The organism is Paenibacillus kribbensis, assembly GCF_001705305.1.
GTDB lineage: Bacteria > Bacillota > Bacilli > Paenibacillales > Paenibacillaceae > Paenibacillus > Paenibacillus kribbensis_B.
Genome location: NZ_MCBP01000002.1, coordinates 413,801 through 427,405 on the forward strand (window position 1 = coordinate 413,801; position 13,605 = coordinate 427,405).

At 46.0% G+C, this 13,605-nt stretch carries 12 protein-coding genes; 5 read left to right on the plus strand and 7 right to left on the minus strand.

Translation table 11 applies throughout. From position 1 onward, the window contains the following. Positions 1–201 precede the first annotated feature (201 nt). Positions 202–1,437, plus strand: coding sequence for a peptidase T (pepT, locus tag BAZ21_RS05110; protein WP_068497693.1), 1,236 nt, complete (start codon positions 202–204; stop codon positions 1,435–1,437). Between the two features lie 199 nt (positions 1,438–1,636). On the opposite strand, the gene BAZ21_RS05115 is transcribed toward pepT, so the two are convergent. Continuing rightward, positions 1,637–2,512 (minus strand): DNA-binding protein, encoded by an 876-nt coding sequence (locus BAZ21_RS05115; RefSeq protein WP_068497696.1) that lies wholly within the window; start codon positions 2,510–2,512, stop codon positions 1,637–1,639. Between the two features lie 401 nt (positions 2,513–2,913). On the opposite strand from BAZ21_RS05115, the gene hxlA reads away from it, so the two are divergent. After that, positions 2,914–3,549, plus strand: a complete 636-nt coding sequence (gene hxlA / locus BAZ21_RS05120; protein ID WP_013312540.1) for a 3-hexulose-6-phosphate synthase — start codon at positions 2,914–2,916, stop codon at positions 3,547–3,549. 5 nt (positions 3,550–3,554) lie between these two features. Then, entirely contained in the window at positions 3,555–4,112 is a 558-nt protein-coding gene (gene hxlB, locus BAZ21_RS05125; RefSeq protein ID WP_068497698.1) for a 6-phospho-3-hexuloisomerase, read from the plus strand. Positions 4,113–4,202: 90 nt separating this feature from the next. On the opposite strand, the gene BAZ21_RS05130 is transcribed toward hxlB, so the two are convergent. Further along, on the minus strand, positions 4,203–6,350 hold the full coding sequence (locus BAZ21_RS05130) for an endo-1,4-beta-xylanase (RefSeq protein ID WP_068497700.1): 2,148 nt from the start codon (positions 6,348–6,350) through the stop codon (positions 4,203–4,205). A 63-nt stretch (positions 6,351–6,413) separates the two neighbouring features. Then, positions 6,414–7,337: a carbohydrate ABC transporter permease gene (locus BAZ21_RS05135; protein WP_068497702.1), complete on the minus strand. Its 924-nt coding sequence runs from the start codon at positions 7,335–7,337 to the stop codon at positions 6,414–6,416. 86 nt (positions 7,338–7,423) lie between these two features. Here BAZ21_RS05135 and BAZ21_RS28845 point away from each other — a divergent pair, with 86 nt between their 5' ends. Continuing rightward, a complete protein-coding gene (locus BAZ21_RS28845; RefSeq protein ID WP_218061416.1) occupies positions 7,424–7,570 on the plus strand; it encodes a hypothetical protein in 147 nt (48 codons plus the stop codon). A 574-nt stretch (positions 7,571–8,144) separates the two neighbouring features. Here the strand turns inward: BAZ21_RS28845 and BAZ21_RS05140 are convergent. The 4 genes from BAZ21_RS05140 to BAZ21_RS05155 all read right to left on the minus strand — a co-directional run bounded on the left by BAZ21_RS05140 (position 8,145) and on the right by BAZ21_RS05155 (position 12,894). Next, positions 8,145–9,119 (minus strand): ABC transporter permease, encoded by a 975-nt coding sequence (locus BAZ21_RS05140; protein WP_068497704.1) that lies wholly within the window; start codon positions 9,117–9,119, stop codon positions 8,145–8,147. A 14-nt stretch (positions 9,120–9,133) separates the two neighbouring features. Next, on the minus strand, positions 9,134–10,801 hold the full coding sequence (locus BAZ21_RS05145; RefSeq protein WP_068498032.1) for an ABC transporter substrate-binding protein: 1,668 nt from the start codon (positions 10,799–10,801) through the stop codon (positions 9,134–9,136). A gap of 314 nt (positions 10,802–11,115) precedes the next feature. Further along, entirely contained in the window at positions 11,116–11,289 is a 174-nt protein-coding gene (locus BAZ21_RS05150) for an aspartyl-phosphate phosphatase Spo0E family protein (RefSeq protein WP_068497706.1), read from the minus strand. A 219-nt stretch (positions 11,290–11,508) separates the two neighbouring features. After that, positions 11,509–12,894: a helix-turn-helix domain-containing protein gene (locus BAZ21_RS05155; protein WP_068497708.1), complete on the minus strand. Its 1,386-nt coding sequence runs from the start codon at positions 12,892–12,894 to the stop codon at positions 11,509–11,511. Between the two features lie 221 nt (positions 12,895–13,115). Between BAZ21_RS05155 and BAZ21_RS05160 the strand changes: the two genes are divergently transcribed. Further along, positions 13,116–13,550, plus strand: a complete 435-nt coding sequence (locus BAZ21_RS05160; protein WP_068497710.1) for an AbrB/MazE/SpoVT family DNA-binding domain-containing protein — start codon at positions 13,116–13,118, stop codon at positions 13,548–13,550. Positions 13,551–13,605 lie beyond the last annotated feature (55 nt).

A 13,605-nucleotide genomic window follows, 5' to 3' on the forward strand; every position in this document is an offset into this window, starting at 1 on the left:
TGCAGACTCCTTTAATCGTTTTACTTCATTTTTACGTTCTTTTACTGTTATCTTACTCGTCATACCTATACAACACAACCCGTCACCTGAAAAGGCCAATCCATTTTTTTCATATATAAGTCCAATCATGATAAAATACATATCATTAGAGTTTTAGAAAATTCCCATTATATCAGTAATGACGCCAAGGAGGATATACACATGAAACAGGAATTGATCGACCGCCTGACCACTTATGTTCAGGTAGATACCCAATCTGACGAAGACAGTCACACCTGCCCCACCACACCAGGACAGCTCACATTGGGCAATCTGCTGGTGGGTGAATTGAAAGCCATTGGTATGACGGACGTGACCATCGATGATAACGGTTATGTGATGGCCACCCTTCCCTCCAATACGGATAAAGAGGTTCCCGTCATTGGCTTTCTCGCACACCTTGATACGGCTACTGAGCTGACTGGTGCAGGGGTAAAGCCGCAATTGACGGAACATTATGACGGAGGAGATATCACGCTGAATGCGTCGCTTGGCGTGGTGCTTTCTCCACGTGAGTTTCCCGAGCTGACTCAATATAAAGGCCACAGCCTGATTACCACAGACGGTACCACCCTGCTTGGTGCAGACAACAAAGCCGGGATCGCAGAAATCATGACAGCCGTACACTACCTGATTGATCACCCGGAAATCCGGCACGGCAAAATCCGCGTTGCTTTTACACCCGACGAGGAGATTGGAAGAGGACCTGAACGCTTTGATGTAGCCGCTTTTGGTGCTAAATATGCTTATACCGTCGATGGCGGACCGCTTGGAGAGCTGGAGTACGAGAGCTTCAACGCGGCAGCAGCCCATATTACCATTCATGGGGTGAATGTCCATCCCGGCACAGCTAAAAACAAGATGGTCCACGCTGCCAAAATTGCCATGGAACTGCATAGCCGTCTGCCTGTGGACGAAGCCCCGGAATATACGGACGGATACGATGGCTTCTATCATCTGAAGGAGTCTACAGGCACGCCAGAGCATGCAGAACTATACTATGTTATCCGTGATTTTGACCGTAAGGGCTTTGAAAACCGGAAGGCTTATTTAACGAACGTGGTCAAAGAGCTGCAAGCCGCTTACGGAGAAAATCGCATTACGCTGGAGCTGAGAGATCAGTATTACAACATGAAGGAGAAAATCGAGCCTGTCAAACATATCGTGGACATTGCGTATGAAGCGATGAAGAAGCTGAATATTGAGCCTATTATCAAGCCAATCCGCGGCGGTACAGACGGTTCACAGCTGTCCTATATGGGACTGCCTACACCGAATATTTTTACGGGTGGCGAGAACTATCACGGTAAGTTTGAATATGTATCGGTGGACAACATGGTGCTTGCGACCAAGGTTATTGTTGAAATCGTTCAATTGTTCGAACAGCACGGCAAGTAAACCGGCTACACAAAATAAATAATCAGCATAAAAAAAGGGGAGCCCACTGATCGCAACATGCGTAAAAGTGTGCTCCCTTTATTGTCAAAAGCCCTGCCGGACCTCCTCATGGAAACTCAAAGCTCAACCACGATGAGAAAAGACACCATGATTTGAAGGAGCTAGCCCTCCCACTGCATTTGCCACCGGAAGAGTAATACTAAGAAACGCCAAGACCATAGTTACCGAGATTAATGCCTTTTTCATTATGAAACCCCCTTAATAAAATGGTTTGATATTGCTCTTGCTGTGACGGTGTTGCCAAATCTCGATAAGCCTCAAACAGAGCAACCAGCGTCCTGAAATCAGCATCTGCTTCCTCATTAACAGAGAATTGCAGAGAGACAAGGACATAGTTTAAAGCAACGGCGTACTGCTGCTTTTTAAAATAATAAATGGCTAACTGGTTGACCAACTTTATATAATATACGCGGTTCCCTCTATCTTCATAACTTTCAAATATCTCGATATCGTCAGCAAAATCGTTCAGCAGGTCGTCTATATCCCAATTATTCAAATTAGCTGCTTCGGCAATACCGATCAGCCCTGGAAGCACCTCCTCGTCATTATTATGAAGAAATTGAACATATTCAGGCAGAAGCTCCCTTTTGCCCGAAAGTAATTCAATGGTATATAAATTGGCTTTGGCGAGAAAACGGAATCTCTCCACTTCTTCTTGACCACTCTGATCCATCCCCATAAACCAACCCATTTCGCCGTACTTCATAATATAATCTCTGGCTTCCTGATACTTGCCCTTATTTTGATAATAAATAGATTTAGCCAGATAGCTGTAAGCATAATAAAACACCAGCGGGTGTTTGGTATCCAATGTCTCATACTTCCCGTCCGCAGCATTTCTCAGTTGGGTGTGATACAGGCTTTCAGCCAACGTATGCAGATAGTCTGCAACCTTGTTCGCTTCATCCCAATCATTATGTGTATAGCTGATTCTAAACAACTCACAAGCTTTATCGAGTTCGTGGCTGTCCGACAACAAATAAATGGCCTCCCTTTGGTTCAGGACCTCTTCCACTAAAACCCGCCTCCCTAACTGAAAATTACGGTTACTTCTAGCCTAATCGCTATTCTCCAGGGCATCTATGCTGCTAACTTCTATATTTTGCATACCAGTATATTACAAATATAGACAAAAACTAACTTGAAGTCAATTCAATAATAGGTAAATTATTTTTTTTGCAACCTGACATAGCTGTGTACGGTTAAACAGGCTAAATACAGGACCCTCCTCACAGGTGGATTTAGGAAGCTACAGTATCGTCTGGGTAACTACGTTACGAATTAGTGCGTACTTTTCAACCGGATACCGGGGCCTTACAATCAAACCTGTGCATGAAACCCAGGTATAAGCAGCACTTGACAGAGCATGTACCCGTTGATCAAATACAAATTTACCAAAGGAGTGAAGTTAATAACATGGAACTTCAATTGGCTTTAGACTTAGTAGATATCCCGCAAGGTATTGCATTGGTAAAAGAAGTAGAGTCGTATATTGATATCGTCGAAATCGGTACGCCGATTGTCATCAATGAAGGACTTCATGCAGTAAAAGCAATGAAGGAAGCATTCCCGAATCTGAAAGTACTTGCCGACCTGAAGGTTATGGATGCAGGCGGTTATGAAGTGCTAAAAGCTTCCGAGGCTGGTGCAGATATCGTTACGATTCTGGCTGTAGCTGAAGATGCAACGATCAAAGGCGCAGTAGAAGAAGCTAAAAAACAGGGCGGAAAAAAAATCCTGGTGGACATGATCGGCGTTAAAAACCTGGAGCAACGCGCCAAAGAAATCGATGCACTCGGCGTAGACTATATCTGTGTGCATACAGGCTACGATCTGCAAGCGGAAGGACAAAGTCCGTTTGAAGCACTGCAAACCGTCAAAAAAGTCGTGAAAAACTCCAAAACAGCTGTGGCTGGCGGCATTAAGCTGAGTACATTAGCTGAGGTTGTGAAGGCCCAACCGGATCTGGTTATTGTCGGCGGTGGAATCACTGGCGAGGACGACAAAAAAGCTGTAGCTTCCCAAATGCAGCAGCTCATCAAGCAAGGTTAATTCCAATGGAAACCTCTCAATACTTATCCCAGGTGCTCAAGGAGCTGCAACTGGTTCCACAACTGATCAGTGATGCGGAGTCGGAACAGCTGATTCACTCCATCACCGCTGCGAACAAGGTGTTCGTCGCCGGAGCGGGTCGTTCAGGATTCATGATCCGTTCGCTGGCGATGCGGCTGATGCATATGGGAATTCAAGCATACGTGGTTGGGGAAACCGTAACTCCCGGCTTGGGTGAAGGTGATCTGCTGATTATAGGCTCAGGCTCAGGCGAAACCAAAAGCCTGACCTCCATGGCGGAAAAAGCGAAGAAGCTCGGGGCCTCCCTGGCGCTTCTAACCACTTCTCCAGAGTCCACCATTGGCAAGCTGGCTGACATTGTCGTCAAGCTGCCCGGCGCCCCCAAGGACCCGGCCAACAAGGATTACCAGACGATTCAGCCTATGGGTTCGCTGTTTGAGCAAACCCTGCTGCTGTATGGTGACGCGTTAGTACTCAAAATGATGGAACAGCGCAAGCTGACTTCCGAATCGATGTTTGGTCAACACGCTAATTTGGAATAGAACGGTTATATCTTTTTAGATAATAAAGCAGGCTGTCTTCCACATGTCAGAATATGTGAAGGACAGTCTGCTTTTCTGTTTTTATGCTAGTTATTTGGTGACTCCCGCTGACAACACCGGAACCTTGGACGGATCAACCAGCGCCCAATAGGCATATTTGGCCTTTAACCGTTCGTCGAACAGCAGCGGCTTATCCAGCCGGGCAATCGGGAAATTACTGAGCCACGTATTTCCGTCATCCGTACCCCAAATGGTCACATTACTGATATGCTCCTGCTGTCTGGAGAACATATCGAACAACGCCCGATAGCGTTGAGCCTGCCGGATCAGCATGGATTCAGGTATCGTTTCGTAGCGATCCGTATCATTGGAATAGAGACCCATATCAAGCTCCGTGATCTGGTTGTCCAGACCGAGCGAAGCAAACTTTTCAATGGATTGCTCAATCTGGCTAATAGAAGGGAACTCCAGGCGAATATGCGATTGGTGGCCTACACCATCGATCGGCACTCCTTTAGCGAGCAAATCACGCACCAAATTGTACAGGAAATCCCGTTTTTTCGGTTCATCCGTGTTGTAATCGTTGATGAACAGCCGGGCATTAGGGCCTACCACTTCCCTCGTGACACGGAACGCTTTTTCAATATAATCCGTACCGGTAATCTGATACCACATGCTGCGGCGCATACCGTCCGGCTGGTCAGGATCAATGACTTCATTCACCACATCCCAGTCGGTAATATCATTTTTATAACGGGCTGCAACAGTACGAATATGCGTCTCCAGTCGATCCAGCAAAAGCTTTTTATTCTCGGCAGTCGGTGTCATCGGCTGTCCATTCTTATCCTTAAACATCCAATCCCCGGTCTGGTTATGCCACACCAATGTATGAAAACGAATCGCCAGTCCGTGCTGTTTGGCAAATTGTACAATCTTGTCCGCCTCTTCCCAATGGAACTGTCCCTCGGACGGCTGCAAGGAGACGGGCTTCATCTCATTTCCTGCCACGATGCTGTTAAAATGCTTTTGTACCAGCTCACCGTAAGCCCCTTCGGTCTGGAATGCCATAATCGCCGTACCAATGTTGAATTGCCCCTGATATATTCCATGCAAAGAGGGGATATCCTTCTCAATAGCCAGCGGAGGAACAAGAGACAGCTCAAAATCATCCATATAAAAGGAGGATGTTCCTGCTGCCGTTTCCAAATACATAGAAACTGCATCCGCATCATGCGCGAGCGTATACGTTCCCGACAAATGCGCCCATCCCCCTGTCGTGATCGCCGTATCGCCTATCACCGTTTCATACGCGCTTTTACCCTGATAATCGCGCTGCACGCTAAGTCTCACCTTGGCAGGCTGCTCGCCGGACGCCAGCTTCACCCAGGCGCTGACCGTATACTGGCTGCCCTTTTGCAGCTTGGCTGTCACATCCAGCTTGGGCCCGGCATATGCTTGTTGTCTGCCTGTGGTCAGCAGGCTGTACGAGCCGGTTCGCGCATCGGCATTCGAAGCCCGCACCTTCTCGGACCCTAAACGGGATACCCAGCCCTGAGTTGTACCCTCTTCAAAACCGGCGGATACGACATCACCGGTCGGTTCCGTTGGGGATGGAGTGACTGGTGTTTCCGACACCTGTCTGATTTCCACCTCATCCACATAATATGCCTGTGCGGGATTCGAGTTTTCGATATACAGCTTCAATGCATCCATATTCCCGGTAAACTTATATCTCCCTTGAAGTTTGACCCACGCTGTATCTGCTGTTTCCGTTTGTGCTACTGTCTTCCATTCTGTAGACCCGCCTGTCGACTGCTGCTCCACCGTCAGCTTAATCACGCTTGGAACCGCAGCTTTGCCGTCCAGCTTCACATATCCGCTAATTTCATATTCCACCCCCGGCTGCAAAAGCGGCTTCACATCCAGCTCCGCGCCGTTCCAGTTAGCCGTGCGGGAAGTTGTCTTGAGACTGTGCGTGCCGCCGTATGCAGCCTCCGAGACGGATGCAATTTGGGTATTGGCCCCTCGTGGCTTCCAGCCCTCGCTGTTTCCTTGCTCAAATCCATATGTCCCGATCGTTTTATTCACACCCGCCGTCGCCAGCATGGTCTTCGAAACCAGCGGGGAATGTTCCACAGACGGAGCCGCCTTCACTACGGCCCCCCCACACCATCCGACAGGCAGTAACATTGCTCCTGTCAGCATCACACAAAAAGTTGTATACCTATATGACCGCAAAGCAATTCCTCCAATACTCAATTTTTTTGAATTCGTTTGTGGGACCACTGAATTTCAGTTGCTTTATCCTTTGACCCCTCCCAGAGTCATTCCCTTTACAAAATATTTTTGTAAGAATGGGTAGACCAAAATAATAGGCACAGAAGCGACAATCGTCATCGTGGCACGAATGGAAGTAGGAGTAACCGCCTTCGCCATATTTTCCGAGCCTGCGAACTGGCTGGCATAGTCCTGAGCGTTAACGGACGTATTGGAATTTTGCAGGATTTTCATCAGCTCATACTGGAGGGTGCTCCATTGCTCATACGATGAATTGTACAAAAACACATCAAACCAGGAATTCCATTGCGAGACCGCCGTGAACAGCGACACCGTCGCCAGTACCGGTACACAGAGCGGCAAAACAATGCGCACAAAAGTGGCAAACTCCCCGGCCCCGTCAATACGCGCAGACTCCAAAATCCCTTCTGGCAGTCCTTCAATAAAGGATCGAATCACAATAACGTTAAACACTCCGATCAGCCCAGGCACGACATACACCCAGAAGGTTCCAAGCATCCCCAGTTCTCGTACCAGCAGAAAGTTTGGAATCAAGCCACCGTTAAAATACATCGTCAAAATAAAAGCGATCGAGACAAACTTGCGCAGCACATACTCCGGCCGGCTGATCGTATACGCTACCATCGCGCAGCAAAACACCGAGGTTACCGTACCCGCAACCGTACGCAATACAGAAATCAACGTGGCATGGAAAATCGTCGCTTCCTTAAACACAAATTCATAATTACTCCACGTGAATTCACGCGGCCACAAATAAATGCCTCCCCGAATCGAATCATTTGCTTCATTAAGCGAAACCGCCAGCGTATTCAAAAACGGATACAGCGTCACCACCATCAGACATAACATAAACACCATATTGCACGCATCAAAAATCCGATCCGAGGGCGCCCGAAATCGCCCATGCAAGGCCTTCCCTTTGCCCATGACTTCCTCCCCTTTCTAAAAAATAGCCTGGCCATCTGACTGGGGACCCTAATGCAATTATTTTTTTGAAGCTATATAAGTTGAACTTGAAAGTTACCTATCGTGCCACTGCGCAGACGGATGGTGCTTCCCATCGCCACCGCCCCCGGATTTCCGAAATAAAGCCTATGAACAAGGTAGAAATCCGGGGAAGTGATGCTTCCGAAGCGAGCTTTCCTACGGAAAGCTTTTAAAGCGACCGCTTCGCTTGTACAGCACCATTCCGCCTACTCCGTTTTATTTGTACATTTTTTAGTTCAACTTATATAGTTGGTGTTGTTATTTGAGTGGTTATATTAGTAGCAATTGGAGTGGAGTATGTGTGAATTATTAGTGTTATTAGAAGTTGTACATTAGTTCGTTTATAAGGTCTTGATAAGGTCCGCGAATCGGCCTGTTAAAAATCCCCCCCTGCACCTGCAGTATGATGAGTACACACCTTCTGTTATCGCTACCACTAGCTCACCCCTTAAAGAACAAGCGATAGCGATACTGAGCCACCACGACGCAGTTGCCCAAGGAAGCGCGAGTCACGCGCCTTCCCTTAAGCCCTTCCCTGCCCCAACCCTCAGTTCTATAAAAAAGTGACTTTACGGCGGGGAGCAGCGGAGCGGGCGGAATTGTTCTGGAGAAGCGGTAGCGTTCGCCTTTATCCCCGGATTTTAACCTATATATTCCTTATTCCAATAAGAAAATCCGGGGATAACAGCGATCGGAAGAACAATCCGCACGCGAAGCGACCTTCCCCCCCATAACTCACTCTTTTTTCTAGAACAATCTCTCCTCCCCTAACCGCTTCGCAATATGATTGGCGCTGAACAGCAAGATAAAGCTGACGACTGTTTTAAACATCCCGGCAGCAATGGAAAGTGAGAAATTGCCCATCTGGATACCATATTTCAGGACGAAGATATCCAGATTTTCCGAATAGTCCACGTTCATGCCGTTACCCAATAAATATTGCGGCTCAAAGCCGGATTCCAGCAGATTGCCGATGTTCATAATAAGCAGAATGATGAATACGGGCTTTAGTCCCGGCAATGTCACATGCCAAATCCGCTGAAAACGCCCAGCTCCGTCAATCTCAGCCGCCTCATACTGCGAGGGATCAATCATCGTCATCGCGGCCAGATAAATAATGGTGTTCCAGCCGACATTTTTCCATACCTCCGATGCGCCGAGAATGCCCCAAAAATAGCTTCCCTCTCCCAGCCATAAAATAGGCTCCTTGATCAGTCCCAGCCACATCAGCACCTCATTGACAATCCCGCCGTCCGCCGACAGCGCTGTACTGATAATGCTGGCCGCCACCACCCACGAAATAAAATGCGGCAAGTAGCTGATCGTCTGCACCACTCGCTTGAACACAATCTGACGAAGCTCATTCAGCAAAATCGCCAATGTTATAGCGGTAACGAAGCCCAGCACCAGGTTAATGAAGCTCATCGCCAGCGTATTGCGCATCACCCGCAGAAAATGTTCATCCTGAAACAGAAAACGGAAATGCTTCAACCCGACCCATTGCTGATCAATCAGCTTACGGGCAGGCTTAAAATCCTGAAAGGCAATCGTCCAGCCCCAGATGGGTAAATATTTGAAGATAAACAGCCAGATTAAAAAAGGAACGGACATCCATACCAGTGCCCGCTGCTGATTCAGTCTGTGCATAAATCCCCTAAAGCCGGTTCGCCGTGAGGATGGAAAAGGGTCCGGGGAGGTCGTGGCAACTGTCGTGCGGCCCATAGATGCTTCCTCCTTTACTTTTTATCGGCAATATCTACTTTTTTTGTAACCTCCTTCGTGATCAGTTCCTCATACGCCTTCACATCCAGTTTGTTGAATTCAGTAGTGTATTCATTCCAAATCGCGTCAAACTGCCCCGGTGCAGACAGCACCAAACGCGGGAAATATTTGCGCTGCAGGTCGCCCTTCTTTTGCTGGAAGAGCTGTGCAGGTGAGCCTTGAGCAATCGGGATACTCCAGGCCGGATACCATGGGCGCTTGTCAGGTGCGGAAAACATTTGCGAAAAGGACTCTACACCATAGACTTTTAGCAGCTTTTGATCTCCTTCGGTGTAGGACATACGCGCAACCTCAGGCTGCCGCCCCGGACTGACCGAATTGCCGTCAGGCAGGGAGGAGCCATTACCATATCGCGGCCAATTATATTCAAAATATTTGAACCCGAAGGACTCGCGGAACGCATCCAGCGTTGTCTGCCTGATTTGCTCCTTCGTCCGGTACATGCGCCCTTTCTCATCTACATTATAGGTTTCGCCTTTAACTCCCCAGTGGGATAACACTTGATTTTCGTCTGTTAGCAGGTTGTCAAAAAACTTGATCATACGCACCGGGTCCTTGGCGCTGACCGTAATTCCAATGCCCCGGTTATTAATGAATGATGGAGGATCAAGGTACTGATCCTTAATGTTTTGATCGTATACAACGGGCAATCCCACATATTCCAAATCATCATTCCCCGACTGCTTGGAAGCTTCCTGAAGATTATTTAACGCCTGCCCTACCTGCCAGCGGTAGTCAAAAAAGCCCAGCACCTTGCCCGAGGTCAGCTTCGCTAAATATTGATCGAAATTGTCCACAAAGGAAGATTTATCAAACAGGCCCTCCGCATTGAGCTGATTCAGCTCCTTCAGATACCGCTTCGTGATTTCCTCATCCCCATAATCCGTGGCCTGATGTGATTGCATATCAATGATTGTGCCGCCATCGTTCGGATAGCCTGCCAGATGCATGGGTGCGTTCGTAAAAGCAAAGAACTTATCCTGCGTGGTTAACGACAAGTAACCGGTCAAGCCTTCGTCTGCATGTTTTTTCGCGTAGTTGCGAATCAGAGTCAAATACTCGTCGAACGTTTTGATTTTTGGGTATCCCGCTTCTTTCAATACCCTGCGTTGCACCCAAAAGGCTCCCTGCTCCACGTTAGGCGCAGGTAAATAATCGCCTACCACCGCGCTGAGCGGCAAAAAATAAATATTCCCGTCCTTCGCCTTCATCAGGTTGTAATACGGTCCATATACGCGCTTGATATTCGGTCCATATTTGTCGATCAAATCATTCAGGGGAATAAAGGCCCCGGCATCCAGCAGCTTATCAATCGTGCCTTCGGGCACAATGGCGTCCGGGTAATCGTTACTGGCAATAAACGTACCGATCTTCGTATTGGCATCCCCTACCAAATGCTCCAGCTTCCAGTTTACGCCCGTCTGATCCTCCAGAATTTTACCGATCCGCGTCTCATTCGTATTGATGTCCTTGCCCGCGTTGGCATTAAAATACGTGAACGTTACCTTCTCCTTGCTTTCTCCCGACGCAGCCTCCTTGCCCGCACTTCCTAAGCAGGCAGTGATCATAGATACCATAACGATGAATACCAGACCCAACATTCCGAATCTTTTGCTTGCCATGTCAGACAATCCCCTTTCGGCCTCTTTGTTGGTTAATTGTGGATACCAAATTGTAAGCACTTTCATTTTATAAAATGCCATAAATTTCGATCACCCGCCAATCTAAAGGTTTTGCTTAGGAAACTAAAGGTGGATCACAGCCGCTTATAAGGGCGGTGACTTTGAACCAGGTACAGAAATAGATCGTATTATTTACAATATTTAACTTGGTAAAATGTATATACATATCACCCAAGGCATTTTATAGCATAATTATGATCGTTATGTGGGAAGAGTTGTAGTTTTGCATAAAAGGATTGGGGGGCTGACTGAACCTAGTGATGTAAATTCTTAGTCTGGTACATACGATTGTACTGATTAATGAGTTCGTCCAAAATCATAGACTGCTCAAGTACACATGCATGTCCGAGGCCATATTCTTCATAAAGATCATGCAATCGTTGTCTGGCACTTTCCATCTGTTGAGTTAAGGATTCATCTATGTTCATATCTTCACTACCCCCTATATATTTTCATTTTAGGGGTAAATGACCAATTACATTATGAACGTTTTTTAGCCAAAAAAGTTATACAAAAAGACCAACCGAAGTGGCTGGCCCATGTTAATAATTTAATATTAATTAAAATGTCCCAACGCGTTCTTGAACTCGAACTGTGCTTGAGCTTGGAGTTTCGTTAGGACTGGTAGTGCAAATACTAGTAAAAAGCTAATCGCTACAAATAGCAAAACCGTCTTTTCGATCATTTCTTTCCCACATGTTGTACCGAGCTAGTATTCCAGGTTCAGCATATGCTCTGAAACGCTCAAACAAACCAACACAATTAGCAATAAGAAGTGCATGTTTAAGAGTAATGGCTTTTTCAAAAGCATCTATTAAACATTTGAAACCATATGAGTATCTGCCTCTATTCAGGTTGTACTTGGCTAACTTATACCAGAATCGTACATTTTCTTCGAGTATAACTTGCTGCTCTGTTAATACATTTGTGTGTTCTGAATCTCGATAAGCTGCAATTTGGGGTTCGAAACGCTGAAGAATATGATCAATGTCGATGTCGTACCGATTAGCTACTTCTACGACGTTTAAAAGTTCATTAAATACATGTTTTTCACCAGATATATGCTCAACGTAATCCGGTAGAACGCTAATATCTCCAGACATAAGCCTGTTTACGTAAGTATTAATTTTAGCCCATTGCTGAAATTGACCCAGCCAATGGAGTGTATCTGAATCAGTTTCCTGAACCCATCTTAGATCAGTATAGCCACGTATATGCTCTAAAGCCTGTTCATGATCTCCAATTGCATCACAAGCATATGCGCACATCAGTTCAGCGTAGGCTATGTATACAAAAAGAGGCCTGCTAAGTTTCTTTTCCGGTTTCATTTTTCGCTTGGAATTATGAACCAAATCGTATTGAATCTGTCCTAACTTATACATTTGACATGAAAATATGTAGACCTTATCCCACATACTTAATGATCTATACACGTTAGCCAAGTCTTTCAAAGCATCCAGTTGGTCAAATTCATCCAAACGGTCGACAAAAGGTTCAAACCTGACAGCCGTTTGGAGATTGTGAGCCTGATCTTTCCCGATCCGGAGGCTGAACAAACGATACTGGCATACAGCAAGTCGTTCTGAATGCTGCTTTCTTTCGCTCTCAGCCACGCTTTCATAAAGGTAAGCCGCCGCGTCCGGGTAGCCTTTTGGGAACAAGTCCTCAGCCATTTCAAAAAGTAAAGGGATGTAGACAGAAGTATCTAACAACAGACTCACAACCCGCTTGATGCAATCCAATCGACCAAGCTCCACACAACGATATAAAAAAGGGCTTATTTTCCGCCAATTCAGAGGTGATTCCATGATGCACTCTTCAATATAACATTCATAAAAATGGTCTGGTGGTAACCCCATTCCGGCAGTAATGCGATCTAACTGGTTAACAGATATAGAACGATTGCCTGATACGATGCCGCTAACTGTACCTACATTCAAATCAATGATGTGACCAAACTCAGTTAGAGTTATGCCATTCTGTTTTAGGTATTTTCCAATTTCGGTGCTAATCATAGGTGTGATTTCTTCCATGAGTAAAACCACCCTTCACGTAAAATTGTGCAAATTTAATGCGAAATAAGATTTGTAAAATCTATTATATAATAGAATTTTTGTATGTTTATAATATACCATCTTCTAACACAACAATAAATACTTTTTAAGGGGAACATTGGAGATTTTGGACATACAAGTCGGATCGAAGAAATTTAGGTGAGTTTCTTTCTATAATTCTGAATTAGGAGAGATATCAATTGAAGAAAACAGGTATGAAACGCTCCTTAGATTCGTTAGGCCGGATTGTTATCCCAATAGAAATCCGGGCCAATATGGGAATTGAAATTAACGAACCTTTAGAATTTTATGCGGACGTTGAAACAGGCTTTATAGGCTTAGAAAAGTATAGTAACGGGACTTCCTGTAAACTGTGTAATTCGATCCAGGATTTAAGCTATTTCAAAAGCTCTCTATTATGTAAGCAATGTATACTCGACATGAAGGGGAACGTAGGTATAACTTCCGCTCCTGTTCCTGCTGTTAGGGAGAATCCTGTGTGTAAAGCACACAAAGCCCATCGGTCTACATTACAATTGCTTAAAAGTCTACGGGAACTAATGCGTGAACATCCAGAAGCCAAACAGAGCGAATATGCCGAATGGCTTGGCGTGTCCCAAAGCCGAATATCTTAGATAAAAAAATTACTATAGGTTGGTTCACATGACCTTGAGAAACAAAACAAAGAAG

Excerpts from the sequence above, each read along its gene's own strand:
- pepT (WP_068497693.1), top strand. The coding sequence starts at position 202 with ATGAAACAGGAATTGATCGACCGCCTGACCACTTATGTTCAGGTAGAT.
- hxlA (WP_013312540.1), top strand. The coding sequence starts at position 2,914 with ATGGAACTTCAATTGGCTTTAGACTTAGTAGATATCCCGCAAGGTATT.
- hxlB (WP_068497698.1), top strand. The coding sequence starts at position 3,555 with ATGGAAACCTCTCAATACTTATCCCAGGTGCTCAAGGAGCTGCAACTG.
- BAZ21_RS05135 (WP_068497702.1), bottom strand. The coding sequence starts at position 7,337 with ATGGGCAAAGGGAAGGCCTTGCATGGGCGATTTCGGGCGCCCTCGGAT.
- BAZ21_RS05140 (WP_068497704.1), bottom strand. The coding sequence starts at position 9,119 with ATGGGCCGCACGACAGTTGCCACGACCTCCCCGGACCCTTTTCCATCC.
- BAZ21_RS05145 (WP_068498032.1), bottom strand. The coding sequence starts at position 10,801 with ATGGCAAGCAAAAGATTCGGAATGTTGGGTCTGGTATTCATCGTTATG.
- BAZ21_RS05150 (WP_068497706.1), bottom strand. The coding sequence starts at position 11,289 with ATGAACATAGATGAATCCTTAACTCAACAGATGGAAAGTGCCAGACAA.
- BAZ21_RS05155 (WP_068497708.1), bottom strand. The coding sequence starts at position 12,894 with ATGGAAGAAATCACACCTATGATTAGCACCGAAATTGGAAAATACCTA.